The 25,459-nt window shown below is 68.6% G+C and carries 21 protein-coding genes and 1 tRNA gene; 9 read left to right on the top strand and 13 right to left on the bottom strand.

What is annotated here, in order from left to right; translation table 11 throughout:
* Positions 1 to 14: 14 nt before the first annotated feature.
* Positions 15 to 86, bottom strand: a tRNA-Gln gene (locus tag H7I57_RS01805).
* A 95-nt stretch (positions 87 to 181) separates the two neighbouring features.
* Here H7I57_RS01805 and H7I57_RS01800 point away from each other — a divergent pair.
* The 3 genes from H7I57_RS01800 to H7I57_RS01790 all read left to right on the top strand — a co-directional run bounded on the left by H7I57_RS01800 (position 182) and on the right by H7I57_RS01790 (position 5,545).
* Entirely contained in the window at positions 182 to 775 is a 594-nt protein-coding gene (locus H7I57_RS01800) for a TetR/AcrR family transcriptional regulator (protein ID WP_264021645.1), read from the top strand.
* An 84-nt stretch (positions 776 to 859) separates the two neighbouring features.
* The gene (gene mfd / locus H7I57_RS01795) at positions 860 to 4,522 is read left to right on the top strand and encodes a transcription-repair coupling factor (protein WP_264021546.1); all 3,663 of its coding nucleotides are present in this window, start codon (positions 860 to 862) and stop codon (positions 4,520 to 4,522) included.
* Positions 4,523 to 4,552: 30 nt separating this feature from the next.
* A complete protein-coding gene (locus H7I57_RS01790; protein ID WP_264021545.1) occupies positions 4,553 to 5,545 on the top strand; it encodes a nucleoside triphosphate pyrophosphohydrolase in 993 nt (330 codons plus the stop codon).
* A gap of 89 nt (positions 5,546 to 5,634) precedes the next feature.
* Here H7I57_RS01790 and efeB read toward each other — a convergent pair whose 3' ends face one another.
* The 3 genes from efeB to efeU are packed head-to-tail and all read right to left on the bottom strand — an operon-like array spanning position 5,635 to position 9,015.
* Positions 5,635 to 6,960 (bottom strand): iron uptake transporter deferrochelatase/peroxidase subunit, encoded by a 1,326-nt coding sequence (gene efeB / locus H7I57_RS01785; RefSeq protein ID WP_264021544.1) that lies wholly within the window; start codon positions 6,958 to 6,960, stop codon positions 5,635 to 5,637.
* Positions 6,941 to 8,101: an iron uptake system protein EfeO gene (efeO, locus tag H7I57_RS01780; RefSeq protein ID WP_264021543.1), complete on the bottom strand. Its 1,161-nt coding sequence runs from the start codon at positions 8,099 to 8,101 to the stop codon at positions 6,941 to 6,943. The genes efeB and efeO overlap by 20 nt, the downstream gene beginning before the upstream one ends.
* A complete protein-coding gene (gene efeU, locus H7I57_RS01775; RefSeq protein ID WP_264021542.1) occupies positions 8,098 to 9,015 on the bottom strand; it encodes an iron uptake transporter permease EfeU in 918 nt (305 codons plus the stop codon). Before efeU ends, efeO begins: the two co-directional genes overlap by 4 nt.
* A 176-nt stretch (positions 9,016 to 9,191) precedes the next feature.
* Between efeU and H7I57_RS01770 the strand changes: the two genes are divergently transcribed.
* From H7I57_RS01770 to H7I57_RS01750, 5 genes are all read left to right on the top strand, one after another.
* Positions 9,192 to 9,941 carry a lytic transglycosylase domain-containing protein gene (locus H7I57_RS01770; RefSeq protein WP_264021541.1) on the top strand — a complete coding sequence of 250 codons (750 nt, stop codon included), beginning with the start codon at positions 9,192 to 9,194 and terminating at the stop codon, positions 9,939 to 9,941.
* Between the two features lie 96 nt (positions 9,942 to 10,037).
* A complete protein-coding gene (gene eno, locus H7I57_RS01765) occupies positions 10,038 to 11,327 on the top strand; it encodes a phosphopyruvate hydratase (RefSeq protein ID WP_264021539.1) in 1,290 nt (429 codons plus the stop codon).
* Positions 11,328 to 11,330: 3 nt separating this feature from the next.
* Positions 11,331 to 12,077, top strand: a complete 747-nt coding sequence (locus H7I57_RS01760; RefSeq protein WP_264021538.1) for an FtsB family cell division protein — start codon at positions 11,331 to 11,333, stop codon at positions 12,075 to 12,077.
* On the top strand, positions 12,070 to 12,561 hold the full coding sequence (locus tag H7I57_RS01755; RefSeq protein ID WP_264021537.1) for a DUF501 domain-containing protein: 492 nt from the start codon (positions 12,070 to 12,072) through the stop codon (positions 12,559 to 12,561). Before H7I57_RS01760 ends, H7I57_RS01755 begins: the two co-directional genes overlap by 8 nt.
* 11 nt (positions 12,562 to 12,572) lie before the next feature.
* Positions 12,573 to 13,520: a Ppx/GppA phosphatase family protein gene (locus tag H7I57_RS01750; RefSeq protein ID WP_264021644.1), complete on the top strand. Its 948-nt coding sequence runs from the start codon at positions 12,573 to 12,575 to the stop codon at positions 13,518 to 13,520.
* Here H7I57_RS01750 and H7I57_RS01745 read toward each other — a convergent pair.
* Both H7I57_RS01745 and H7I57_RS01740 read right to left on the bottom strand, forming a co-directional pair.
* A complete protein-coding gene (locus H7I57_RS01745) occupies positions 13,517 to 13,996 on the bottom strand; it encodes a DUF4383 domain-containing protein (RefSeq protein ID WP_264021536.1) in 480 nt (159 codons plus the stop codon). The two genes, H7I57_RS01750 and H7I57_RS01745, sit on opposite strands and share 4 nt — an antisense overlap.
* A gap of 77 nt (positions 13,997 to 14,073) precedes the next feature.
* Entirely contained in the window at positions 14,074 to 15,945 is a 1,872-nt protein-coding gene (locus H7I57_RS01740) for a propionyl-CoA synthetase (RefSeq protein WP_264021535.1), read from the bottom strand.
* 37 nt (positions 15,946 to 15,982) lie between these two features.
* On the opposite strand from H7I57_RS01740, the gene H7I57_RS01735 reads away from it, so the two are divergent.
* Positions 15,983 to 16,849 (top strand): alpha/beta fold hydrolase, encoded by an 867-nt coding sequence (locus H7I57_RS01735; RefSeq protein WP_264021533.1) that lies wholly within the window; start codon positions 15,983 to 15,985, stop codon positions 16,847 to 16,849.
* A gap of 12 nt (positions 16,850 to 16,861) precedes the next feature.
* Here the strand turns inward: H7I57_RS01735 and H7I57_RS01730 are convergent, their stop codons facing one another.
* From H7I57_RS01730 to H7I57_RS01695, 7 genes are all read right to left on the bottom strand, one after another.
* A complete protein-coding gene (locus tag H7I57_RS01730) occupies positions 16,862 to 17,560 on the bottom strand; it encodes a response regulator (protein WP_308204300.1) in 699 nt (232 codons plus the stop codon).
* On the bottom strand, positions 17,557 to 20,163 hold the full coding sequence (locus H7I57_RS01725; RefSeq protein WP_264021532.1) for a sensor histidine kinase: 2,607 nt from the start codon (positions 20,161 to 20,163) through the stop codon (positions 17,557 to 17,559). The genes H7I57_RS01730 and H7I57_RS01725 overlap by 4 nt, the downstream gene beginning before the upstream one ends.
* Positions 20,126 to 21,013: a potassium-transporting ATPase subunit C gene (locus H7I57_RS01720; protein ID WP_264021530.1), complete on the bottom strand. Its 888-nt coding sequence runs from the start codon at positions 21,011 to 21,013 to the stop codon at positions 20,126 to 20,128. The genes H7I57_RS01725 and H7I57_RS01720 overlap by 38 nt, the downstream gene beginning before the upstream one ends.
* 3 nt (positions 21,014 to 21,016) lie before the next feature.
* On the bottom strand, positions 21,017 to 23,161 hold the full coding sequence (gene kdpB, locus H7I57_RS01715) for a potassium-transporting ATPase subunit KdpB (protein ID WP_264021529.1): 2,145 nt from the start codon (positions 23,159 to 23,161) through the stop codon (positions 21,017 to 21,019).
* Entirely contained in the window at positions 23,161 to 24,852 is a 1,692-nt protein-coding gene (gene kdpA / locus H7I57_RS01710) for a potassium-transporting ATPase subunit KdpA (RefSeq protein WP_264021528.1), read from the bottom strand. Before kdpA ends, kdpB begins: the two co-directional genes overlap by 1 nt.
* Positions 24,852 to 24,953: a potassium-transporting ATPase subunit F gene (locus H7I57_RS01705; RefSeq protein ID WP_264021527.1), complete on the bottom strand. Its 102-nt coding sequence runs from the start codon at positions 24,951 to 24,953 to the stop codon at positions 24,852 to 24,854. The genes kdpA and H7I57_RS01705 overlap by 1 nt, the downstream gene beginning before the upstream one ends.
* A 235-nt stretch (positions 24,954 to 25,188) precedes the next feature.
* Entirely contained in the window at positions 25,189 to 25,440 is a 252-nt protein-coding gene (locus tag H7I57_RS01695) for a hypothetical protein (RefSeq protein WP_264021525.1), read from the bottom strand.
* Positions 25,441 to 25,459 lie beyond the last annotated feature (19 nt).

Here is a 25,459-nt window from a genome sequence, read left to right as displayed (position 1 = left end):
TGTCCTCGCTAATGCTCCGTCGCCAGGACTCGAACCTGAACTATCTGAACCAAAATCAGAGGTGCTGCCGATTACACCACGACGGACTGATCACCCAGAGACTCTAGTCCAAGCCGACGTGAGGCTTACCCTGACAACCGTGGCTGGGCCTGAGAAGGAAATGCGTGCACCGCGCGCCAGAATGACCGGCAGCGAACGTCGCCAGCAGTTGGTCGAGATCGCCAAGTCGCTGTTCGCCGAGCGTGGCTTCGACGGCACCTCGATCGAGGAGATCGCACTGCGGGCCAACGTGTCCAAACCCGTGGTCTACGAACACTTCGGCGGCAAGGAGGGGCTTTACGCCGTCGTGGTCGACCGCGAGATGTCGGCCCTGCTGGACGGGATCACGGCTTCGCTGACCAAGAACCGTTCCCGGGTGCGGATCGAACGGGTCGCGCTGGCGTTGCTGACCTACGTCGAGGAGCGCACCGACGGCTTCCGCATCCTGATCCGCGATTCGCCGGCGAGCATCACCTCGGGCACCTACTCGACGCTGCTCAACGACGCGGTCAGCCAGGTGGCCTCGATCCTGGCGGGTGACTTCTCCCGCCGCGGGCTCGATCCCGACCTGGCCCCGCTGTACGCGCAGGCGCTCGTCGGCTCGGTGTCGATGGCCGCGCAGTGGTGGCTCGACGTGCGCGAGCCCAAGAAAGAGGTGGTGGCCGCGCATCTGGTCAACCTGTGCTGGAACGGGCTCACCCACCTCGAGTCCGACCCGGTGCTGCACCAGGAGTAGCGCTGCGCACCGGTTTTGTGCGGTGTTCAGGTGTCGTCGCCCAGTGCCGCAACCACTCCGGCGGATGCCTACGATGGACGGATCATGACCGCATCGGGGACGATCGACGTCCACACCCCGATCGCGGGCCTTGTCGACCTGGCGCTTCGTGACCCCTCCCTGCAGGAGATGGTCCGTCGTGCCGCCGAGCGGCCCGCCGATCTCGCCCTTGTCGGCCCGGCCAGCGCCCGGGTCTACGTCGCGTCCGCACTCGCCACGCCGGCCGAAGCGGGTCCGCTGCTGGTCGTCAGCGCCACCGGTCGCGAGGCCGACGATCTGACCGAGGAGCTGCGCGGCGTGTTCGGGGACGCCGTGGCGATGTTCCCGTCGTGGGAGACGCTGCCGCACGAGCGACTCTCACCCGGCGTCGACACCGTCGGTGCGCGGCTGATGCTGCTGCGCCGCCTCGCCCACCCCGACGACAGCCGGCTCGGCCCCCCGCTGCGGATCGTCGTCACCACCGCGCGGTCGCTGCTGCAACCGATGGCCCAGCGCCCCGGTGACACCGCGGACATGGAACCGGTCTCGCTGACCGTCGGCGCCGAGATCGAGTTCGACTCCCTCGTCGCGCGGCTCGTCGACCTGGCGTACACGCGCGTCGACATGGTCGGCAAGCGCGGCGAGTTCGCGGTGCGCGGCGGCATCCTCGACATCTTCCCGCCGACCGCCGAGCATCCCGTGCGCATCGAGTTCTGGGGTGACGAGGTCTCGGAGATGCGGATGTTCGCCGTCGCCGACCAGCGGTCCATCCCCGAGATCGACATCGACTCGATGATCGCGGTGCCGTGCCGGGAGCTGCTGCTCACCGCCGAGGTCCGTGACCGCGCGGCTGTGTTGTCCGCCGAGCATCCGGTGCTCGAGAACAGCGTGCCGGGAAGCGTGCCCGACATGCTGGCCAAGCTGGCGGAGGGCATCCCGGTCGACGGCATGGAGGCGCTGCTTCCCCTGCTGCGCCCCGCCGACCTGGCTCAGCTGTCGGATCACCTGCCCGCGGGCACGCCGGTGCTGATCTGCGATCCGGAGAAGGTGCGGACCCGCGCGTCCGACCTGATCAAGACGGGGCGGGAGTTCCTCGAGGCGTCGTGGTCGACGGCGGCCGTGGGCGGGGACGTGCCCATCGACATCGAGGCGCTGGGCGTGTCGGGGTTCATCGGGTTCGACGACGCGCGGGCCGCCGCCCGCGCCGGCGGGCACCCGTGGTGGACCCTGAGCCAGCTCGACGCCGGGGCAGGCGAGGCGTTCCGGCTCGACATCCGGCCTGCGCCCTCGGCGCGCAGCCAGCAGCACACCGTGGAGGAGATCTTCGCGATGCTGCGCGCCCACGTGGCCACCGGTGGGCACGCGGTGGTCGTCACCCCCGGCGCCGGAACCGCGATGCGCGTCGTCGAGCAACTGGCCGAAGCCGACACTCCCGCAACGATGTTGGAGCCCGGCTCCGCGCCGAAGGAGGGCGTGGTCGGGGTGATCAAGGGTCCGCTGCACGACGGTGTGGTGATCCCCGGCGCCAACCTCGTGGTGATCACCGAGACCGACCTCACCGGCAACCGCACCACCGCCACCGAGGGCAAGCGGTTGGCGGCCAAGCGGCGCAACGTCGTCGACCCGCTCGCGCTGACCGCGGGCGACCTCGTGGTGCACGACCAGCACGGCATCGGCAAGTTCGTCGAGATGACCGAGCGCGTCATCGGCGGCGCCCGCCGCGAGTATCTGGTGCTGGAGTACGCGTCGGCGAAGCGCGGGGGTGGCACCGACAAGTTGTACGTGCCGATGGACTCGCTCGATCAACTGTCCCGCTACGTCGGCGGGGAGGCCCCGACCCTGTCCCGGCTCGGCGGAAGCGACTGGGCGAACACGAAGACCAAGGCGCGCAGGGCGGTCCGTGAGATCGCCGCCGAGTTGGTGACGCTGTACGCCAAACGGCAGGCCTCACCCGGGCACGCGTTCAGCCCCGACAGCCCGTGGCAGACGGAGATGGAGGACGCGTTCGGGTTCACCGAGACCGTCGACCAGATGACCGCCATCACCGAGGTCAAGTCCGACATGGAGAAGGCGGTCCCGATGGACCGGGTGATCTGCGGCGACGTCGGCTACGGCAAGACCGAGATCGCGGTGCGGGCGGCGTTCAAGGCCGTGCAGGACGGCAAGCAGGTCGCGGTGCTGGTGCCGACGACGCTGCTGGCCGACCAGCATCTGCAGACGTTCACGGCGCGCATGGCCGGTTTCCCCGTCACGGTGAAGGGCCTGTCGCGGTTCACCGACCCGGCGCAGTCCCGCGCGACGCTCGAGGGGATGAAGGACGGCTCCGTCGACATCGTCATCGGCACCCACCGGCTTCTGCAGACCGGGGTGACGTGGAAGGACCTCGGCCTGGTCGTCGTCGACGAGGAGCAGCGGTTCGGCGTCGAGCACAAGGAGCACATCAAGTCGATGCGCACCCACGTCGACGTATTGACGATGAGCGCGACGCCGATCCCGCGCACGTTGGAGATGAGCCTCGCGGGCATCCGCGAGATGTCGACGATCCTGACGCCGCCCGAGGAGCGCTACCCGGTGCTGACCTACGTCGGTCCGCACGACGACAAACAGGTCGCCGCGGCGCTGCGCCGCGAGATGCTGCGCGACGGGCAGGCGTTCTACATCCACAACCGGGTGCGCACCATCGACCAGGCCGCGGCGAAGGTGCAGGCGCTGGTACCCGAGGCGCGTGTCATCGTCGCCCACGGGCAGATGCCCGAAGAGCAACTCGAACGCACCGTCGAGGGCTTCTGGAATCGCGAATACGACGTCCTGGTCTGCACGACGATCGTCGAGACCGGACTGGACATCTCCAACGCCAACACGTTGATCGTGGAGCGCGCCGACACGTTCGGCCTCTCGCAGCTGCACCAGCTTCGTGGCCGGGTCGGGCGTTCGCGTGAAAGGGGTTACGCCTACTTCCTGTACCCGCCCGAGGTTCCGCTGACCGAGACGGCCTACGACCGGCTCGCGACGATCGCCCAGAACAACGAGCTGGGTGCGGGTATGGCCGTCGCGATGAAGGACCTCGAGATCCGCGGTGCCGGAAATGTGTTGGGCGCCGAGCAGTCCGGTCACGTCGCGGGCGTCGGCTTCGACCTCTACGTGCGGCTGGTCGGCGAGGCCGTGGAGGCCTATCGAGCGGCAGCTGACGGGAAAACCGTTGCCGCCGCCCCGGAGCCGAAGGACGTCCGGATCGACCTGCCGGTCGACGCGCATCTGCCGCCGGACTACATCGGCAGTGACCGGCTACGGCTGGAGGCCTACCGTCGGCTTGCCGCGGCGTCCGACGACGGCGCGGTCGACTCCGTCATCGAGGAACTCGTCGACCGGTACGGCCCGCTGCCGGAACCGGCGCAGCGGTTGGTCGCGGTCGCGCGGCTGCGGTTGTTGGCGCGCGCGCACGGTGTCACCGAGATCGGGGCGGTGTCGGCGTCGACGGTCAAGATGTCCCCGCTGACGTTGCCGGACTCCGCGCAGCTGCGGCTCAAGCGGCTCTATGCCGGCGCGAACTACCGTGCCACCACGTCCACCGTGCAGGTGCCGATCCCGCGGGCGGGCAGTGGGGTGGGCGCGCCGCGGATCCGCGATCTCGAACTGGTGGTGTTCGTGGCAGGGTTACTGCTGGCCATCGACGGGAAACCGCAGGAAGAAGTTGATATAACCAAGTTCGGAGGTACTCCTAGCCAATGAACGATATGAGTTAGACATGAGCTGGAGCCGATGACGGTCGTCCTGGTCGACCCACGCCGCCCGTCGCTGATCCCTGTCGAGGCGATCGAACTGCTGGCCGGTGACATCCAGTACACCGAGGAATTGCCGATCAAGGTGCCGTGGTCGCTGCCGTCGGCGCGCCCGGCCTACGAAGGTGAGGCCGCCGCGGTGCTGCTGTCGTCGGATGCCGATCATCCCTCGGTGGCGGCGCGGATCGCGGCGGGGGAGCGGGTCATCGCGGTGCCCGCACCGCAACCCGGTGAGCGTCTGGTGGACGCGGTCGCGCTGATGGACAAATTGCGCACCGCAGGCCCGTGGGAGAGCCAGCAGACCCACGACTCGCTGCGGCGGTACCTGCTGGAGGAGACCTACGAACTGTTCGACGCGGTGCACGGGGGCGACCTCTCCGAGCTGCGCGACGAACTCGGAGATGTGCTGCTGCAGGTGCTCTTTCACGCGCGCATCGCCGAGGATGCGCCCGAGAACGCGTTCGGAATCGATGATGTGGCCGACGCGCTGGTGCGCAAGCTCGGCAACCGGGTGCCCGCGGTGCTGGCCGGTGAGTCGATCACGTTGGAGGACCAGCTCGCTCAGTGGGAGCAGCGCAAGGCCTTGGAAAAACGGGTGAAAGCCTCCGCCTCGGTGATGGATGACATTCCCACCGGGCAGCCGTCGTTGGCGTTGGCGCAGAAGGTGCTCGCCCGAGCCGCCACCGCCGGAGTCCCCGACGACCTGATCCCCGAAGCGGTCACGACGATCACGGTGTCCGCCGAGGTTGATGCCGAGAATGCCTTGCGCTCAGCGGTTCTGGAGTTCATGGACGACGTGCGGGCCGCCGAGCGGTCGGTGGCCGCGGCCAGGCGTGGTGCCGAGGTGGCCGAGGAACTCGACGACGCGCCGCTGGAGTCGATCAGCGAGGACGAATGGCGCGCCCACTGGCCGGGCGCGGTCGCGCCCATCACCGAGGACGTCGAGCCCGAGGACGTCGAGCGCCGCGCCTAGTTTCGCGCCGAGATCCACGTTTTGCAGAGCTCTACTCGCACTTCGTCTGCAAAAGGTGGATTTGGGCGCGCTGGCGACGCCCAGACCCGTCAGTCGAAGATCGTCGAACCCCAGAACGTCGACCTGTCTCCCTCGGGAACTCCCGGTGGGCACGCGAACACCGCTGAACTCGTCGGTAGCACATACTCGTTCATCGCGTCGTTGCGGGAGATCTCGTTCTGCATCGGGACGAACTGCGTGACCGGGTTGCGCACGAACGCGATGAAGAACAGCCCCGCGTCGAGGTGCCCGAATCCGTCCGAGCCGTCGGTGAAGTTGTAGCCGCGACGCAGGATCTCGATGCCGCCCAGGTGTTCGGGGGAGACCAGCCGCACGTGGGCCAGCGGATCGATCAGCGGTTCGTCCTTGTCGTTGACGAGATCGAAGTTCAGCTCCTCGAACTCGTCGGTCAGCCCCATGGGCGCGCCGCTGCCCTTCTGCCTGCCGATGACCCGTTCCTGCTCGAGCAGCGTGGTGCGGTCCCACTGCTCGATGCGCATCCGGATGCGGCGTGCCACCAGGTACGTCCCGCCGGTGAGCCACACGGGGCCGTCGCCGTCGGCGACCCACACGAAGTCGTTGAGCTTGGTGTTCTCGTCGGAGCGCAGGTTGGCCGTTCCGTCCTTGAACCCGAACAGGTTTCGCGGGGTGGTCTGCTCGCGCGTGGTCGAGGACGTGCGACCGAAACCCAGCTGGGAGTAGCGCACCGCGGCGGTGCCGAAGCCGATGCGCGCGAGGTTGCGGATCGCGTGGACCGCGACCTGCGGATCGTTGGCGCACGCCTGCACGACGATGTCGCCGCCGCTCTTGGCGGGATCGATCGACTCATTGGGGAACTTGGGCAGATCGACGAGTTCGGCGGGCTTCTTGTCGGCGATGCCGAAGCGGTCGACCCCGTCCTTGACGAAGAACGACGGTCCGAACCCGATGGTCAGCGTCAGCTGTGACGGGGGCAGTCCGAGCGCCTCACCGGTGTCCGACGGTGGGGAGTAGGGGTTCTGGCCGGTGGACCCGTTGGGGAACGCCTCCTTGCCCTGCGTCATCCGTTCGGCCATCTCGGTCCAGTCGGCCAGCATCTTGATGACGTCGTCACGGCTGTCGGTGGTGACGTCGAACGTCGCGAAGTGCATCCGGTCCTGGGCCTCGGTGACGATGCCCGCCTGATGCGCACCGCGGAACGGCACGGCGGTGTGGAGATGGTCGGTCGTGCTGGCGGCGGAGGCCCGACCGGCCAGCGCTCCCGCGCCGGCCGCGCCGACCACCGCCGCCGTGGCCCCCGCCGCGCCGAACAGCTTGCGCCGGCTCAGGCCGGATCGCTGCTCGGGCTGCGACGAGGGTTGCGGCGAACCCGCTGCGTTACTGGGGGGCGATGACACCTTGCACCTGGCTGACTTCCTTGCTGAGCGCGTCGATGGCGCGCGAGAGTTCCTGTCGTTCCGGCTCGGTGACCTTGTCGTAGAGGACGAATCCGTCGCCCTCGCGGTAGCGCTCCAGCAGGGCCTCGACCTCTTCGAAGCGCTGATCGACGCGCTGGCCCAGATCCGGGTTGCGCTCGTCGAGGATCGGCCGCACCGAGGCCACCGCGGTCTGCGATCCCTGCAGGTTGGCGTTGAAGTCCCACAGGTCGGTGTGGCTGAAGATGTCCTCTTCGCCGGAGATCTTGCTGGTGGAGATCTCGTCGAGCAGTCCCTGGGCGCCGCCGGCGATCTGCGTGGAGTCGACGGTGAAGTCGGGCGCCTTCACACCGTCGTTGAGCTCCTTGACATCGGCCACCAGTTGGTCGGCGAGCGCGTTGGCATCGGGCTGCAACCCGGTGACCCACAGCTGCTTCTCCAGTGCGTGGAAGCCGGTCCACTTCTGGCCGGGCTCCAGGTCGGCTTCACGGAGGTCGATGCGCGGGTCGAGGTCGTTGGGGAATGACTCTGCGACCGGCTCGATGCGCTCGAAGTACACCCGCGACGTCGGGTACTGCGCCTTGGCCGCCTCGACGTCGCCGGCCTTGACGGCGGCGACGAACGACTCGACCGCAGGCACCAGGGCGTCGCTCTGGGACACCACGTACCGCTTGTAGTTGTCGGCGGCTTCCTTGAACTTGCCCTCGGTGTCGATCTGCAGCTCTTCGCCGGTGACGGTGAATTCGCCGCGGAGGCCGTCGCCGATCATGCCCGGCTTGCACGCCGTCGTGTAGGTGCCCGGCTGGGTGAGCTGCACGATGAGCTTGCGCTGTAGTCCGGGGGAGATGTTCTCGACCTCACCCATCACCCTCTCACCCGCGCTGTAGACGTAGAACTCGGTGACCTTGGTGCCGTTGTTGGTGATCACGAAGGTGTTCGCGCCGGTCGTGCCCTCGGTGCCGGACAGCGTGCACTCGGTGTCGGAGGCCTCGACCGTGATCTCGGCGGGAGCACCCGCACCGTCTTCGGCGGAGGTGGACTCGTTCTCCTTGGCCTGGCAGCTGGTCAGTGCCAGGGCTGCCAGTGCCGCTGCGAGTGCCGCGGCGGAGGGGTGAACCTTCACGTGGTGGACCTTTCGGGTGATGGATTGGGTGTTGTCGTGGTTGGTGTCGAGTGCGGGGACGAAGTGGTCGGACGCAGGAACAGCGTGAGCACGATGACCAGGTAGGCCGACCAGCCGAGGAGCTGGAGCACGGTCGGGGTGGGCGTGACGTTGAAGATGCCCTGGATGACCTCGCCGTACCAGGACGACCAGCTGAACCAGGTGCTGACGTCGAAAGCCTTGTCGGCCAGGCCCGGCAGCCATCCGACCGTCTGCAGCGCGCCGACGCCGTAGGACAGGATGCCGGCGGCGACGACGATGAGGAACACGCCCGTGTAGGAGAAGAACTTCCCGAGGTTGATGCTCAGCGCACCGCGGTACATGCCGTAGGCGATGGCACCGGCGACGAGAACCCCGGTGATGAGCCCGATCAGCGGCCAGGAGGTCTGGGCCTCGGCGTAGCCGACCATGAACAGTGCGGTCTCGACGCCCTCACGGCCGACGGCCAGGAACGCCAGCAGGGTGACCGCCGCGGGGCCGGTCTCCAGCGCCCGCGACATGCCGCTGCGCAGCTCGCCCGACATCGACGCGGCCGCCTTCTTCATCCACAGCACCATGGTCGTGACGATGGCGACCGCGATGAGCGAGGCCACCCCGGCGATGGCCTCCGCGGCGAGCCCGGTGATCGTGTTCTCACCCACCTGGATGGCGAGGAAGACGATCACCGTCATCGCGACGGCCGTGCCCACACCCAGCCACACCCACTTCAGTGCGTCCCGGCGTTCGGATTTGACCAGGAAGGCGACCAGGATCGACACGACGATCGCGGCCTCGAGGCCTTCGCGCAGGCCGATCAGACCGCTTCCGAACAGCTGGGACGAGATGTCGGGCGCGGCAGCGTGCAGCGTGACCGTGAAGTCGGTGGCCGCGAACATCGATGAGTCCTCGCTAGCTGAATCCGGGCACATAGCATTGGCTGTCCAAAGTGAGGTGTGGCTCACCTCATTCGGTGCACAGTGAATGTACACCCCGCTCCTGCGGCCCGGGATGAGTCTTTAGTCCCGAGCCGCGTGGGAACATGGGCTAGAACCAGAGTGGGTTGGGGAGTTTGGTGACGCGGGTGCGTTGGCTGCAGGCCATAGCGGTGATCGGCGCGACAGCGCTGCTCTTGGCTGCCAGCTGTTCATGGCAGCTGGGGACGCCGATCCCGGAGGGCGTGCCGCCGCCTGCCGGCGCTGCGGTGCCGCAGATCGACACGTATGCCCGCGGCCGGCCCGCTGACCAGCTGCGCGAGTGGGCCGCCGAACGTGCGCCCGCCCTCGGAATCCCGGCGACGGCGCTGGAGGCCTACGCCTATGCCGCCCGGGTCGCCGAGGTGGAGAATCCCGACTGTCACCTGGCCTGGACGACGCTGGCGGGCATCGGCCAGGTGGAAAGCCACCACGGCACCTACCGCGGCGCGACCATCGCCCCCAACGGGGACATCTCGCCCCCGATCCGGGGTGTCCTGCTGGACGGAACCAACGGCAACCTCGAGATCATGGACCACGACTCGGTCAGCCACGACCCGGCCGTCGAAAACAAGGGCGACGAGCCGTTCGCGCGCGCCATGGGGCCGATGCAGTTCATCCCGGAGACGTGGCGGCTCTACGGCGTCGACGCGAACAACGACCGCGCAGTCGACGTGGACAACATCGACGACGCGGCGCTTTCGGCGGCGGGATATCTGTGCTGGCGCGGAAAAGACCTGGCCACGCCGCGGGGCTGGATGGAGGCGCTGCGTGCGTACAACCACTCCGAGCAGTACGCCCGGACGGTGCGGGACTGGGCGACGGCCTACGCCGACGGACATGCGCTCTGAGCACACCCGGGGCGGGCCCACGCTCTAGGCTCAAGGCCGAGTCCGTTTTCGAGCCCGCCTGAGGGCCCTTCTGTTCCACAGACCAAGGAGGCAACAGTGCCCATCATCGAGCAGGTCGGAGCCCGCGAGATTCTCGACTCCCGGGGAAACCCGACGGTCGAGGTGGAGGTGGGCCTGCTGGACGGCACCGTTGCCCGTGCCGCCGTCCCGTCGGGCGCGTCGACAGGCGAGCACGAGGCCGTCGAGCTTCGTGACGGCGGGTCCCGCTACCTCGGCAAGGGTGTGCAGAAGGCCGTCGAGGCGGTGCTCGACGAGATCGCCCCGGCAGTGATCGGGTTGGGCGCCGACGAGCAGCGGCTGGTCGATCAGGCGCTGCTGGACCTCGACGGCACCCCCGACAAGTCGAGGTTGGGCGCCAACGCCATCCTCGGTGTCTCGTTGGCGGTGGCCAAGGCCGCGGCGCAGTCGGCCGAGCTGCCGCTGTTCCGTTACCTCGGCGGGCCCAACGCGCACATCCTGCCGGTGCCGATGATGAACATCATCAACGGCGGCGCGCACGCCGACACCGGGGTCGACGTCCAGGAGTTCATGATCGCCCCGATCGGCGCCCCTAATTTCAAGGAGGCGCTGCGCTGGGGTGCGGAGGTGTATCACGCGCTCAAGTCGGTGCTGAAGAAGCAGGGCCTGGCCACCGGCCTGGGCGACGAGGGCGGATTCGCACCCGATCTGCAGAGCAGCAAGGCCGCGCTGGACCTGATCGGCTCGGCGATCGAGTCGGCCGGGTTCTCCGTGGGCAGTGACGTCGCGCTCGCGCTCGACGTCGCGGCGACCGAGTTCCACACCGAGGGCACCGGCTACGCCTTCGAGAAGCAGACGCTCACCGCCGAGCAGATGACTGCTTACTACGAGGAGCTGATCGGTGCCTACCCGCTGGTGTCCATCGAGGACCCGCTGTCGGAGGACGACTGGGACGGCTGGGTCGCGCTGACCACCGCCATCGGCGACAAGGTGCAGATCGTCGGCGACGACCTGTTCGTCACCAACCCGGAACGCCTCGAGGACGGCATCGAGAAGGGCGCGGCCAACGCGCTGCTGGTGAAGGTGAACCAGATCGGCACCCTGACCGAGACACTCGACGCGGTGTCCCTGGCCCACAACAGCGGCTATCGCACGATGATGAGCCACCGCTCTGGTGAGACCGAGGACACCACCATCGCCGATCTCGCGGTCGCCGTCGGCAGTGGCCAGATCAAGACCGGAGCCCCGGCCCGCAGCGAGCGCGTCGCCAAGTACAACCAGCTGCTCCGCATCGAGGAGGAACTCGGCGACGCCGCCCGCTACGCGGGGGACCTGGCCTTCCCGCGATTCACGCTGGAGACCAAATAGCCCGTGCCCGAAGCGAAACGACCCGATCCCAGGCGGCGCTCGCCGGCGTCCCGGCCAGGCAAGGCCGGTAAGGCAGGCAAGTCCGCCGATGCCGGGCGGGCCAAGCCGCGGGCGATCGCGCCGACGCGACGCAGCGAGGGGCGTCCGGGTAAGGAGGTCGCCAGGGTCACCGACGACTCGGGCGCCCCCGCCGGCTCCGGTGCCGTCGACGGTCCTGCCGACGACATCGCCGGCGGTTCGATTCGGGATTCCATCGCGGCGGCGGCGGAACGGGCCTCCGAGCAGCGCTTCGGGTCGGCCGCACGGCGGGCGGCGATCCTGGCTGCCGTGGTCTGTGTGCTGACCCTGACGATCGCCGGGCCGGTTCGGACGTACTTCGCGCAGCGTACCGAGATGAAGCAGCTCCAGGCCGCCGAAACCCAACTGCGCGAACAGATCGCCGAGCTCGAGCAACAGAAGGACAAGCTGGCCGACCCGGTGTACATCGCGGCGCAGGCCCGTGAACGGCTGGGCTTCGTGATGCCGGGGGAGATCCCGTACCAGGTGCAGCTTCCTCCCGGGGCGGCGGTGCCAGGCGCGCCGTCTGAGGAGCAGGCCGCGGTGAACAGCGGCGACCCGTGGTACACGTCGCTGTGGCACACCATCGCCGATGCGCCGCATGGCATTTCGCCGACCGCACCGCCGAGCCCGCCGGGCGCACCCGGCGCCCCGGAACCCGTCGCGCCCAGCGCGCCCCCGCCCGGTGGTTGAGCCCCCCGATCTCGAGGCCGTCGCGCGGCAGTTGGGCCGGGAGCCCCGCGGCGTGCTCGAGATCGCCTACCGATGCCCCAACGGCGAACCCGCGGTGGTGAAGACGGCGCCGAAACTGCCTGACGGAACACCGTTTCCGACCCTGTACTATCTGACCCACCCGGTGCTGACGGCGGCGGCGAGCCGGCTGGAATCCTCGGGGATGATGCGGGACATGACCGATCGCCTCGCGCAGGATCCAGATTTGGCCGCGGCCTACCGTCGCGCACATGAGTCGTACCTGGCGGAGCGCGATGCGATCGAACCGCTCGGCACGACGTTCTCCGGCGGCGGGATGCCCGATCGGGTCAAGTGTCTGCACGTGGTGATTGCCCATTCATTGGCGAAGGGACCGGGTGTGAACCCATTCGGTGACGAAGCATTGGCGGTATTGGCGTCAGAACCCGGCATGGCCGGGATCCTGGACAGGAAGCGGTGGACGTGATCGACGAACGCATCAAAAGGGTTGCGGCCGTCGACTGCGGCACCAACTCGATCCGGTTGCTCATCGCCGACGTCGCCGATGGCAGGGTGACCGATGTGCACCGCGAGATGCGCATCGTGCGCCTGGGCCAGGGGGTGGACGCGACCGGGGAGTTCGCCCCGGATGCGCTGGCGCGCACCCACGGTGCGCTGTCGGACTACGCCGAGTTGATGCGCAGCCATGACGTCGCCGCTGTCCGGATGGTCGCGACGTCGGCGGCCCGCGATGTGTCCAACCGGGACGCGTTCTTCGCGATGACCTCCGAGGTGCTCGGCACCGTGGTGCCCGGGGCGGTCGCGGAGGTGATCACCGGCGCCGACGAGGCGGCGCTGTCCTTCCACGGGGCGGTCGGTGAGTTGGACTCCGCCGCAGCGCCTTTCGTGGTCGTCGACCTCGGTGGCGGGTCCACCGAGGTGGTACTCGGTGCCGAGGATTCCGATGAGGTGGTGGCAGGCTACTCCGCCGACATCGGTTGTGTGCGCCTCACCGAGCGCTGCCTGCACTCCGATCCGCCGACCGACGACGAGATCGCCGCCGCGCGGGCCGTCGTCCGCGAGGCCCTCGCGGAGGCCTTGCGACTGGTGCCGGTCGAGCGGGCCCACACCTGGGTGGGAGTGGCGGGCACGATGACGACGCTGGCCGCCCTCGCGCACAACATGACCACCTACGACTCCGACGCCATCCATCTGTCCCGGGTCGGCTTCGGCGATCTGGCGCAGGTGTGCGCGGATCTGCTGGCGATGACCCGTCAGCAGCGGGCCGCGCTCGGGCCCATGCACGAGGGCCGTGTCGATGTCATCGGCGGCGGGGCGATCATCGTGCAGGAGTTGGCGGCGGTGCTGGGGGAGCGGGCCGGCATCGACGAACTGGTGGTCAGCGAGCACGACATCCTCGACGGCATCGCGTTGTCGATCGCCTAGGTCGCTTCCCCCGCGGTGCTCGGGCGTTGTCGCACCCGGGAGCGGCGTTTGGTCGGGTCGTGCTGGCCACCGAGGGTGACCGCCAGAAGCAGCATCACCCCGCCCAGTCCTATGTGCAGCAAGTTGTCGGCGGTGTTGAGGGGAATGACGTGCGCGTCGCTGCCGCGTTCGACGAACGCCCCGTAGAGCCACAGCGCCACATAGATCACGCCGGCACCCAACAGGTAGGCGCGCGCACCCGCGTAGGACCGGGCCAGCGGGAAGCCCACGAGGCCGATCACCACGTGGACGAGATTGAGCAGGGCCGATACCGCGAACGTCCCGAAGAGCATGGCTCCGGAACGTTGTCCGGCCCAGGTGAGCTGGTCGAGATGGGTGGTGACGCCGGGGAGGAACCCCAGCACGCCGATCGCCGCCAACGCCGTTGCCATGATCATCGCTGCGCCCTGAACCGCCATGTATTTCGGCGCGGACATGTTGCCCTCCTTCGACGCCGAGTTATTGACGTGCGTGTTGAGGAGATACCCAGGCGCGGCCGGAAGTGAACATCAGGTCAGGGACGAAGGATCGGTGCGAGCGCGTCGAGCACGGCTGGGTCCTCGATGGTCGACGGCACAGGCTCGTCGCGGCCCGCCGCGAGCGCGCGCATCGTCTTGCGCAGGATCTTGCCCGACCTGGTCTTCGGCAGCGCCGGCACGATGTCGACGAGCTTGAGCGACGCGACCGCGCCGATCTCGTCGCGCACCAACTGCACGAGCTCGTCGGCGAGTCCCTCGGTCGGTGCGCCGGCCTTCACGACGACGAGGCCGCGCGGTGCCTGGCCCTTGATCTCGTCGGCGATCCCGATCACCGCGCACTCGGCCACCGACGGGTGGGTGGCGAGCACTTCTTCGATCGCGCCCGTCGACAGCCGGTGTCCGGCGACGTTGATGACGTCGTCGATGCGGCCCATGACGAACAGGTAGCCGTCCTCGTCGAAGCGGCCACCGTCGCCGGTCAGGTAGAAGCCCGGGTGCTCGGACAGGTAGGACGCCTGAAACCGGTCCTCGGCATGCCACAGCGTGGGCAATGTGCCCGGCGGCAGGGGCAGCCGAATGCAGATCGCACCCTCCTGCCCGATGTCGCATCCGTACCCGTCGTCGTGCAGGATGTGCACGTCGTATCCCGGCATCGGGACGGTGGGCGAGCCTGGCTTGAGTGGAAGTTGTTCGGTGCCCATGGGATTGGCGGCGATCGGCCACCCGGTCTCGGTCTGCCACCAGTGGTCGATGACGGGGATGCCGAGCTTCTCGGAAGCCCAGTGGTAGGTGTCGGGGTCGAGTCGTTCGCCGGCCAGGAACAGGTATTTCAGTCCCGACAGGTCGTACTCGGCCAGGTACTTGCCTTCCGGGTCCTCTTTGCGGATGGCCCGGATCGCCGTCGGCGCGGTGAACAGCGCCTTCACGCCGTGCTCGGCGGCCACGCGCCAGAATGCGCCCGGGTCAGGGGTGCCGACGGGCTTTCCCTCGTAGAGCACCGTGGTGGCGCCCAGAAGCAGCGGCGCGTACACGATGTAGGAGTGGCCGACCACCCAGCCCACGTCGGAGGCCGCCCAGAACACGTCGCCGGGTGCGATGTCGTAGATGTGGCGCATGCTCCACATCAACGCGACCGCGTGCCCTCCGTTGTCGCGGACGATGCCCTTCGGTTTCCCGGTGGTGCCCGAGGTGTAGAGCACGTAGAGCGGGTCGGTCGCGGCGACGGGCACGGCGTCGGCGGGCGTCGCGCTCGCCAGCACGTCCTCCCAGTCGAGGTCACGTCCCTCGATGAGGTCGCAGCGGAGCCGATCCCGTTGCACCACAACACAATGCCGGGGCGGATGGGACGACATCGCGATGGCGCCGTCGAGCATCGGCTTGTACTCGATCACCCGTGACGGCTCGATCCCGCAGGACGCGGACACGATCACCGCCGGGCGGACGTCGTCGATGCGCACCGCAAGTTCATGGGGCGCGAACCCGCCGAACACCACCGAATGAACCGCGCCCAGCCGGGCGCACGCCAGCATGGCGATGACGGCTTCGGGGATCATCGGCATGTAGATGACGACGCGGTCCCCCTTGCCGACGCCGAGGTCGCGCAGCGCACCCGCGAACCGCGCGGTGTGGTCGAGCAGTTCGGCGTAGGTGTAGGTGCGCTTGGTGTCGGTCACCGCGGAGTCGTAGATGAGCGCGGGCTGCTCGGCGCGCCCGCTCTCCACATGGCGGTCCAGCGCGTTGGCGCAGGTGTTGAGTTCGGCGTCGGGGAACCAGCGATAGAACGGCGGGTTGCCGTCGTCGAGGATGCGCTGCGGAGGCTTCGTCCAGGTGACGTCCTTGGCGGCGTCGGCCCAGAAGGTGGCTGGATCGTTGATGCTGGCGTCGAAGAGGTCGCGATACCCGGACATGAAAGAACCGTAAACCCTGCCGATTACTCTCAGGGGCATGACGAACGAACCCCCGCCGATTGACGAGGTGCGCAGGAGCTTTGTGACCGCCCGCGGGGTGCGATTCCACGTGACCGAGGCCGGTCCGGTGGACGGGCGGCCGGTGCTGGCGCTGCACGGCTGGCCGCAGCATCACTGGGTGTATCGGGATCTGCTGGCCGACCCGCCCCCCGGGTTGCGCATCATCGCCCCCGACCTGCCCGGCTACGGCTGGTCCGGCCCGCCGCCGCACCGGTGGGCGAAGGAGGACGTCGTCAGCGATCTGGTGGCGCTGATGGACGCCATGGGTCTGGACCGGGTGCTGCTCGTCGGTCACGACTGGGGCGGCTTCATCGGCCACCTGCTGACCCTGCGGGTGCCCGAGCGGATCGACGGCTACCTCGCACTGAACATCGCCCACCCGTGGGTGCCGCCGAAGGTGATGGCCCGGCACGCGTGGCGGTTCCTGATGTATCAGCCGCTGATCGCCATCGCGGGGGTGCCGGTGCAGACCCGCACCTCGTTCCTCGACCGTGCGTACCGGTCGGCCTCGGAGCTGGACCCGCAGACCGCCCGCGTGTACACCGACCGGTTCCGCGATCCGGTGGTCGCCCGCACCGCGCGCGACACCTACCGAACGTTCCTGTTCCGCGAGATCCCGAAGCTGTCGCGCGCCGGGGAGCGGCGGCGTGCGACGGTGCCGATCCGGGTCCTGTTCGGCAGGAACGACACCGCGATCGCCCCCGAACTGGCGGCGGCCGAGACCGCGAAAGCCGATGACTACACGGTCGAGTTCGTGGACTCCGGCCACTTCATCATCGATGAGCGTCCAGACCTGGTGCGCGCCAAGCTGATAGCACTTGCCGAAGAGACCGCACCTAAGTAGCGCCGTAAGGCGTCACGGCTGGAAGCGGTAGCCCATCCCGGCCTCGGTGAGCAGGTGCACCGGATGTGACGGGTCTGCTTCGAGCTTGCGACGCAGCTGCGCGAGATACACGCGCAGGTAGTGGGTCTCCTTGGCATAGGCCGGGCCCCACACCTCTTTGAGCAGTTCTTCGCGGCCGACGAGCTTGCCGCGGTTGCGTACCAGCATCTCGAGCATGCCCCATTCGGTCGGCGTGAGGTGCACCTCCGCGCCGTTGCGGGTGACCTTCTTCGCGGACAGGTCGACGGTGAACGATGATGTTTCGACGACGGGCTCGTCGGTGTCCGCGGCGACTGCGGCCCGGCGTACCGCGGCGCGCAGCCGGGCCAGGAACTCGTCCATGCCAAAGGGTTTGGTGACGTAGTCGTCGGCGCCGGCGTCGAGCGCCTCGACCTTGTCGGCGGAGTCGCTGCGCGCGGACAGCACGATGACGGGGGCCGAGAGCCAGCCCCGCAGCCCGGCGAGGACCTCGATGCCGGACATGTCGGGCAGGCCGAGGTCGAGCACCACCACGTCGGGACGGTGCGTCGCGGCCGAACGTAACGCGTCGGCGCCGGTGGCGGCCGTGTCCACCTGGTAGCCGCGGACCGAGAGGTTGATCCTCAAGGCCCGCAGGATCTGTGGTTCGTCGTCGATGACGAGCACGCGGGTCTTCGGCGATGTCGGGGTCACTGTCCACCGGTGTCCGGTGGTGCGGCGAGGTCGATCTCGATCGTCAGCCCGCCGCCGGGGGTGTCGGTGGACGCGATGGTGCCGCCCATCGCTTCGACGAAGCCGCGGGCGACCGACAGGCCGAGGCCGATGCCGGTGCTGGTGTCGCGGTCGCCGAGACGCTGGAAAGGCGCGAACAGTTGATCGCCGGCGCCGCGCGCGATTCCGGGTCCCTCGTCGGCGACGGTGATCAGTACCCGGTCGCCCAGTCGCCCCGCATTGACCCGTACGGGGCTGTGCTGCGAATAGCGCAAGGCGTTGTCGATGACGTTGGCCAGCACCCGCTCGAGCAGTCCACTGTCGGCCATCACCACCGCGTCGTTGACCTCGATCTTCACCCGCTCGATGGTGTCACGGCCGGCACCCTTGGTGCCGGAACCCAGTCCGAGGAGAGCCCGGGGCACCGCCTCTTCCAGGTAGACGCGGCGCAGCTGCGGACGTACCACGCCGGCGGCCAGCCGCGACGAATCCAGCAGATTGCCGACCAGGGCGGTCAGCTGATCGATCGACTCCTCGACCGTTGCCAGCAGTTCTGCGGTGTCCTCGGGCGAGAAGCCGATGTCGCCACTGCGCAGGCTGGATACGGCGGCCTTGGCGGCCGCGAGCGGTGTGCGGAGATCATGGCTGACCGCCGAGAGCAGGGACCGGCGGAGTTCGTCGGCCCGGGCGATCGCCTCGGCCTTGCCGGCTTCCTCGGTCAGCTCCTTCTGCCTGACCAATCCGGCGGCCTGGTTGGCCACTGCGCCGAGGACGCGGCGGTCGCGGGCGGCGAGCTTGCGTCCGGACATCAGCAGCCAGAAGTCCTCGGGTTCGCCCTCGGAGCCGACCTCGATCGCGGTGTCGGCGGCGTCGGCGGTCACACAGGGTTCGGCCCCTGAGCACCCGACGATCCCGCCACCGTGAGCGACGCCGCGTACCAGGCTGACGGACCGCTGTGAGTACGCCTCGCGGATCTTCTCCAGCAAGGTGTTCAGGTCGGCTCCGCGCAACACCGATCCTGCGAACAGGGCCAGCAGCTCGGCCTCTCGCGCCGCTTCCCGCGCCTCCCTGGCCCGGTTCGCGGCCCCGTCGACGAGGGCGGCGACCGCGACGGCGACCACCAGCAGCACCACGATGGTGATCGCGCTGTCGGGTTCGGAGATGGTGAACGTGTACCGCGGTTCGGTGAGGAAGTAGTTGAGCAGCACACCGGACAGCACCGCCGACAGTGCCGCGGGTGCGACGCCTCCGAGCAGAGCGACCACCAGGACGCCGATGAAGAACAGGGCGCTCTCGCCGCCGATGCCGAGGAAGCTGTCGAGCAGCAGCACGGTGACCGCGCCGATGGCTGTGGGGACGAGGACGGCCGCCAGCCAGGAGACGGCGTGACGTTGCCGCGGAGAAACCCTGGCCCACAGGGAATCCCCACCGGCCTGCTCGTGGGTCACCATGTGGACGTCGATCCTGCCCGAGCACTGCACGACGGTCGCGCCGATGCCCTCGTCGAAGATCCGGGCCCACCGGGACCGCCGTGACGTGCCGAGAACCAACTGGGTGGCGTTCATCTCCCGCGCGAAATCCAGGAGGGCGGTGGGCACGTCGTCACCGACGACGGTGTGCAGCGTCGCGCCCAGCGATGCGGCCAGCTGGCGCACCTTATCCATTCCCGCGCCCGATCTGGGGACTGCGGAGATCCCGGCCAGGCCGTCGCCGCGCACCACGTGGACGACCATCAACTCCGCGCTGGATTTCGACGCGATCCGGGATGCCCTGCGCACCAGGGTTTCCGACTCGGGTCCGCCGGTGACGGCGACGACGACGCGTTCGCGTGCCTCCCAGGTGTCGGTGATCTTGTTGTCGGCGCGGTATTTCTCCAATGCGGCGTCGACCTGGTCGGCCAGCCACAGCAGCGCCAGCTCACGCAGCGCGGTCAGGTTGCCGCGCCGGAAGTAGTTGGACAGTGCCGCGTCGACACGCTCGGGAGCGTAGACGTTGCCGTGAGCGAGCCTGCGACGCAACGCCTCCGGGGTGATGTCGACCAACTCGACCTGGTCGGCCGCCCGCACGACCTCGTCAGGCACCTTCTCCTGCTGCTCGATGCCGGTGATCTGGGTGACGACGTCGTTGAGGCTTTCCAGGTGCTGGACGTTGACGGTGGTGATGACGGTGATGCCTGCGGCGAGCAGTTCCTCGATGTCCTGCCAGCGTTTGGGGTTTCGGCTGCCCGGTGTGTTGGTGTGCGCGAGTTCGTCGACCAGCACCACCTGCGGGTGGCGCCGCAGCACCGCCTCGACGTCCAGTTCGGCGAAGGTGCGGCCGCGGTACTCGATGAGTTTGGGGGGCACGACCTCGATGCCGTCGAACAGCTCGGCCGTCTTCTTCCGGCCGTGTGTCTCGACCACCGCGGCGACCACATCGGTGCCGCGTTCCAGCCGGCGGTGCGCCTCACCGAGCATCGCGTACGTCTTGCCGACGCCCGGTGCCGCGCCGAGGTAGATGCGCAGCTCACCGCGCTTGCCACCGTGGTCGGAGGGGCTCACCTTGCCATCATCCCCCGTCGAGGGCCAGGTTGACCTCGACGACATTGACCCGGGGTTCGCCCAGGAATCCCAGCGTGCGCCCTTCGGTGTGCGCGGCGACGGCGGCGCGCACCTGCTCGTCGCTGATGCCGCGGGCCCGGGCCACCCGGTCGATCTGCATCCCGGCGTAGGCGACCGAGATGTGCGGGTCCAGACCGCTGCCTGCGGCGGTGACGGCGTCGGCGGGCACCGGGGGTTCGGACGGCGCCGCCCCGCGGATCGGCACGATCTGCCCGACGCCGTAGTCCTGGTCAGTCCTGGCGCACTCGACGCGCACCCCGTCGTAGCTGTCCAGGAACGGTTTGGTCGTCGTGGCGCACGGTTCGTTGAGGCTGACCACCCGGGTGGGCCGGACAACGTTGCCGCCGGCGTCGCGTGGGCCGATCACCGACAGCACGGCGCCGACGCCGCTGTCGGTGCAGAACGGCCGCGCCCCACTGACGCCGTCGAGGTCACCCGCGGCGGCGCTTCGTGCGCACACCTGGGTCAGCAGGCTCGGCTTGGCTTCGCCCGGATTGTCGGCACCGCCGACGGGCGCGTCGACGATGCTCTCCGGGCCGAGGTTGCTTGCGCTGGTGGCCATCGGGTCATGTCCGTCACCGGCCGCCGAGGGTCTGCTCTGGAAGTACTGCGGCAGTGGGCTGCCGTCGGCGTCGGTGAACGACTGGCCGATCAGGCTGCTGCCCACCGGTTTCCCGTCGGCTTCGATGAGGGAGCCGGCGGCGTTGTCGGAGAGGCCGGGAAGTTGGGCCACCAGCCAGATGAGCAGCGGGTAGGCGAATCCGAGGAGCACGGTGAAGACCAGCAGGGCGCGCAGAGCGGCCCAGTGTCGGCGGGCCATATTGGAGAGGTTCATCGCTCACATTCCCGGGATGAGTTGGACGATCAGGTCGATCAGCTTGATGCCGATGAACGGGGCGACGAGGCCGCCGAGCCCGTAGATCGCGAGGTTGCGGCTCAACAGCTTTGACGCTCCGGCCGGGGTGTAGCGCACGCCGCGCAGGGCCAGTGGGATCAGGGCGATGATCACCGCCGCGTTGAACACGACCGCGGACAGGATGGCTGACTGCGGGCTGTGCAGCCGCATGACGTTGAGCAGGTCGAGGCCGGGGAACAGGCCGACGAACAGGGCGGGGATGATCGCGAAGTACTTGGCGATGTCGTTGGCGATGGAGAACGTCGTCAGCGCGCCGCGGGTGATGAGCAACTGCTTGCCGATCTCGACGATCTCGATCAGCTTGGTGGGGTCGGAGTCCAGGTCGACCATGTTGCCGGCCTCCTTGGCCGCCGTGGTCCCCGAGTTCATCGCGACACCGACGTCGGCCTGGGCCAGGGCGGGTGCGTCGTTGGTGCCATCGCCGGTCATCGCGACCAGCTTGCCGCCGGCCTGTTCCTTCTTGATCAGCGCCATCTTGTCTTCCGGGGTGGCCTCGGCGAGGAAGTCGTCGACCCCGGCCTCCTCGGCGATCGCCTTGGCGGTCAACGGGTTGTCGCCGGTGATCATCACGGTGCGGATGCCCATGCGGCGCATCTCGTCGAAGCGTTCCCGCATGCCCTGCTTGACGACGTCCTTGAGGTGAATGACGCCGAGCACCAGGGCTTTCCCGTCACGGACCTCGCCGACGGCCAGCGGTGTGCCGCCGGCGGCGGAGATCCCGTCGACGATGTCGCCGAGCTCGGTGGGCACCTGCCCGCCCTCGGAGCGGATCCACTCGGCGATCGACCCGGCCGCCCCTTTGCGCAGTCGGTGACCGTCGAGGTCCACTCCGGACATCCTTGTGGTGGCCGAGAACTCGACCCAGTGGGCGTGGGCGAGTTCGCCGGGTGTGCGGGCGCGCAACCCGTAGCGCTGTTTGGCGAACACGACGATCGAGCGGCCTTCCGGGGTCTCGTCGGCGAGGCTGGACAGTTGCGCGGCGTCGGCGAGCGCCTCGGGTGTCACGCCGGTCAGCGGGACGAAGTCGGCGGCCTGCCGGTTGCCGAGGGTGATGGTGCCGGTCTTGTCGAGCAGCAGGGTGTTGACGTCGCCGGCGGCTTCGACGGCGCGCCCGGACATGGCCAGCACGTTGCGTTGCACCAGCCGGTCCATGCCCGCGATGCCGATGGCGCTCAGCAGCGCGCCGATGGTGGTCGGGATGAGGCAGACCAGCAGCGCGACCATGACGATGCCGGTGACGCCATCGCCGTTGAGCGCCAGGCTGTCCGGGACGCCGGGGTTGTCGGCCTTCGAGTAGATCGCCAATGGCTGCAGCGTGGCGACGGCGAAGACGAAGATGATGGTCAGCGACGCCAGCAGGATGTTCAGCGCGATCTCGTTGGGCGTCTTCTGCCGGTTGGCGCCCTCGACCAGGGCGATCATCCGGTCGATGAAGCTGTCGCCGGGTTTCTGGGTGATCCGCACGACGATCCGGTCGGAGAGCACGGTGGTGCCGCCGGTGACTGCGGACCGGTCGCCGCCGGACTCGCGGATCACCGGTGCGGACTCACCGGTGATGGCCGACTCATCCACTGAGGCAATGCCTTCGACGACGTCACCGTCGCCGGGGATGGTCTGTCCGGCCTCGACGACGACGATGTCGCCCTGCTGCAGCAGCGGTGCGGCGACCTGCTCCTCGCGAGCGGGCGCCCCCGGCTGCCAGCCGACGAGCCGGCGCGCCGTGGTGTCCGACTTGGTCTTGCGCAGTGTTGCGGCCTGGGCCTTTCCACGTCCCTCGGCCACTGCTTCGGCAAGGTTGGCGAACACCACCGTCAACCACAGCCAGGCCACGACCAGCCAGGCGAACCAGGACGGGTCGAGCAGCGCCAGCACTGTGCTCCACGCCGCACCCACCTCCACGATGAACATCACCGGGTTGCGCCACAGCGTGCGTGGGTCCAGTTTGCGCACCGCGCCGGGCAGCGAGGCCCACAGCATCTTGGGATCCAGTAGTCCGCCCCCGAGCCTGCGGGCCGGTTCGGCGTTCGCGGCTGGGCGTTCAGTGGTTTCGTCGGTGGTGATCGACATCAGTGGATTCCCTCGGCAAGGGGCCCGAGCGCGAGCATGGGCAGGAACGTCAGCGCGACCAGGACCACCGTCACGCCGGCGACCATGGCGACGAACTGCGGTCGGTGGGTGGGCAGGGTTCCGATGGAATCCGGGGTCTTGCCCTGTCTGGCCAGCGCGCCGGCCAGCGCGAGCGCGAAGATGATCGGCAGGAACCGGCCGAAGAGCATCGCCAGGCCCAGCGCCGTGTTGAACCAGGTGGTGTCGACGCTGATTCCGGCGAACGCCGACCCGTTGTTGTTGCCCGCCGAGGTGAACGCATACAACATCTCAGACAGGCCGTGCGGCCCGGTGTTGAGCATCGCGGCGCGTCCCCTACTGGCGTGTGGGCCCAGGCCGGGCATCGCCATCGCCACTGCCGTGCCGGTCAGCACGATCAGCGGGGTGATCAGGAAATACGTCGCCGCGAGCTTGATTTCACGCGGCGTGATCTTCTTGCCGAGATACTCCGGAGTGCGGCCCACCATGAGGCCGGCCACGAACACCGTGATGATCGCCAGGATCAACATGCCGTACAGGCCCGAACCGACACCGCCGGGAGCCACCTCCCCGAGCTGCATGTTGAACAGCGCCATCATGCCGCCGAGGCTGGTGTAGGAGTCGTGGAACGAGTCGACGGCTCCGGTGGAGGTCAGCGTGGTGGCCGAGGCGAACACCGCGGAGTTGGCGACGCCGAAGCGCTGCTCGACACCTTCCATCGAGGCGCCGACAGCCGTCGGGACCGTCCCGTGATGCTGCAGCTGAAAGAACATCATCAGGCTGACGCTGACGGTGGCGATCAACGCCATCACCGCCACGATCGCGTAACCCTGCCTACGGCTTTCGACCATCCGGCCGAACGTCCGCGGCAGCGAGAAGCTGATCACCAACAGCAGAAAGATCTCGACCCAGTTGGTCCACGTCGTCGGGTTCTCGAACGGATGCGCCGAGTTGACGTTGAAGAACCCGCCGCCGTTGGTGCCGAGTTCCTTGATGACCTCCTGGCTGGCGACCGGGCCACCGGGGATGGTCTGCTGGGCGCCGGCGATCGTGGTGACCACCTGGTCGTGCAGGCCGAAGTTCTGGATGACACCACCCGAGACGAGGATGACGGCGCCGATCACCGACAGCGGCAACAGGATTCGCAGGCCACCACGCACCAGGTCGACCCAGAAGTTGCCAAGATCGCCGGTGCTGCGCCGGGCCAGCCCGCGGACGAACGCGACCGCGACCGCCATGCCGACTGCGGCGGAGACGAAGTTCTGCACCGTCAGCCCGGCCATCTGGACGAGGTGACCTTGGGTCGACTCCCCGGAGTAGGCCTGCCAGTTGGTGTTCGTCACGAAGCTGACCGCGGTGTTCCAGGCCAGCGCGGGTGTCATCTCGGTGGCGGGATCGCTCAGGTGTAGCGGCAGTTCGCCTTGCACCAGCTGCAGGGTGAACAGGAACACGATGCCGACCGCCGAAAACGCCAGCACGCTGCGGGCGTATGCGCCCCAGGTCTGTTCGGCCTCCGGATCGGCGCCGATGAGCCGGTAGATCAGGCGTTCGGCGCGGGAGTCCTCGGCGCTCGTGTACACCCGGTACATGTAGTCGCCGAGCGGCACATGCACCGCTGCCAGCGCGACGACGAGGGAGGCGAGGAACAGAATCCCCGCCGTGGTGGTGCCCATCAGAACCGCTCCGGGAACAGCAGCGCGGCGACCAGGAACCCGGCGATCAGGACCGCCAGCGCCAGGCCGACGAGGTTCTGGATCACAGGTTCTCGACCCACTTCTGAAGCACGCCGAGCGCGGCGAAGACCGCCACCGTCAGCGCGAGGTACACGACCACAGACGTCACCGCTATCAGCACTCCCTAGCTTGTTCGCACCCGTCCGACGTCGTCGGCTATGCGGCGAACGTATGCCGGGTTCGGGGGTGTTCAGCTGGGCGTTGACGGTTTCTTGACGACCGGGAGGGGTGTTTTTACGGCGTCCTTGCGAAGGAGGCCGGAGAGCTGCGGAGGACTCAGTGGGGGGCGACGACGCCGGCGGCGCGGGCGCTGTCCAGCATCCGATCCCAGGCGCGTTCCCCGGTGACGATCAGGACCAGGGCGCCGGCGACCGCGACCGACGAGGCGGCCCAGGAGGCCCACACCGACTGGCTGCCGGCCAGGCTCAGCAGCATGGCTCCGGCGGTGAGCGCCAGGACGGCCGCCAGTGCCGCCCGCAGCGAATCGCGGGAGGTCTCGAGACCAACCCGATGCCGTGTGACGGTCATGACTCCACGGTGCGACCGC

The organism is Mycolicibacterium pyrenivorans (assembly GCF_025821625.1).
GTDB lineage: Bacteria > Actinomycetota > Actinomycetes > Mycobacteriales > Mycobacteriaceae > Mycobacterium > Mycobacterium pyrenivorans.
The sequence above is the reverse complement of the archived record's forward strand: the minus strand, read 5'-3'. Positions and strand labels throughout refer to the sequence as shown.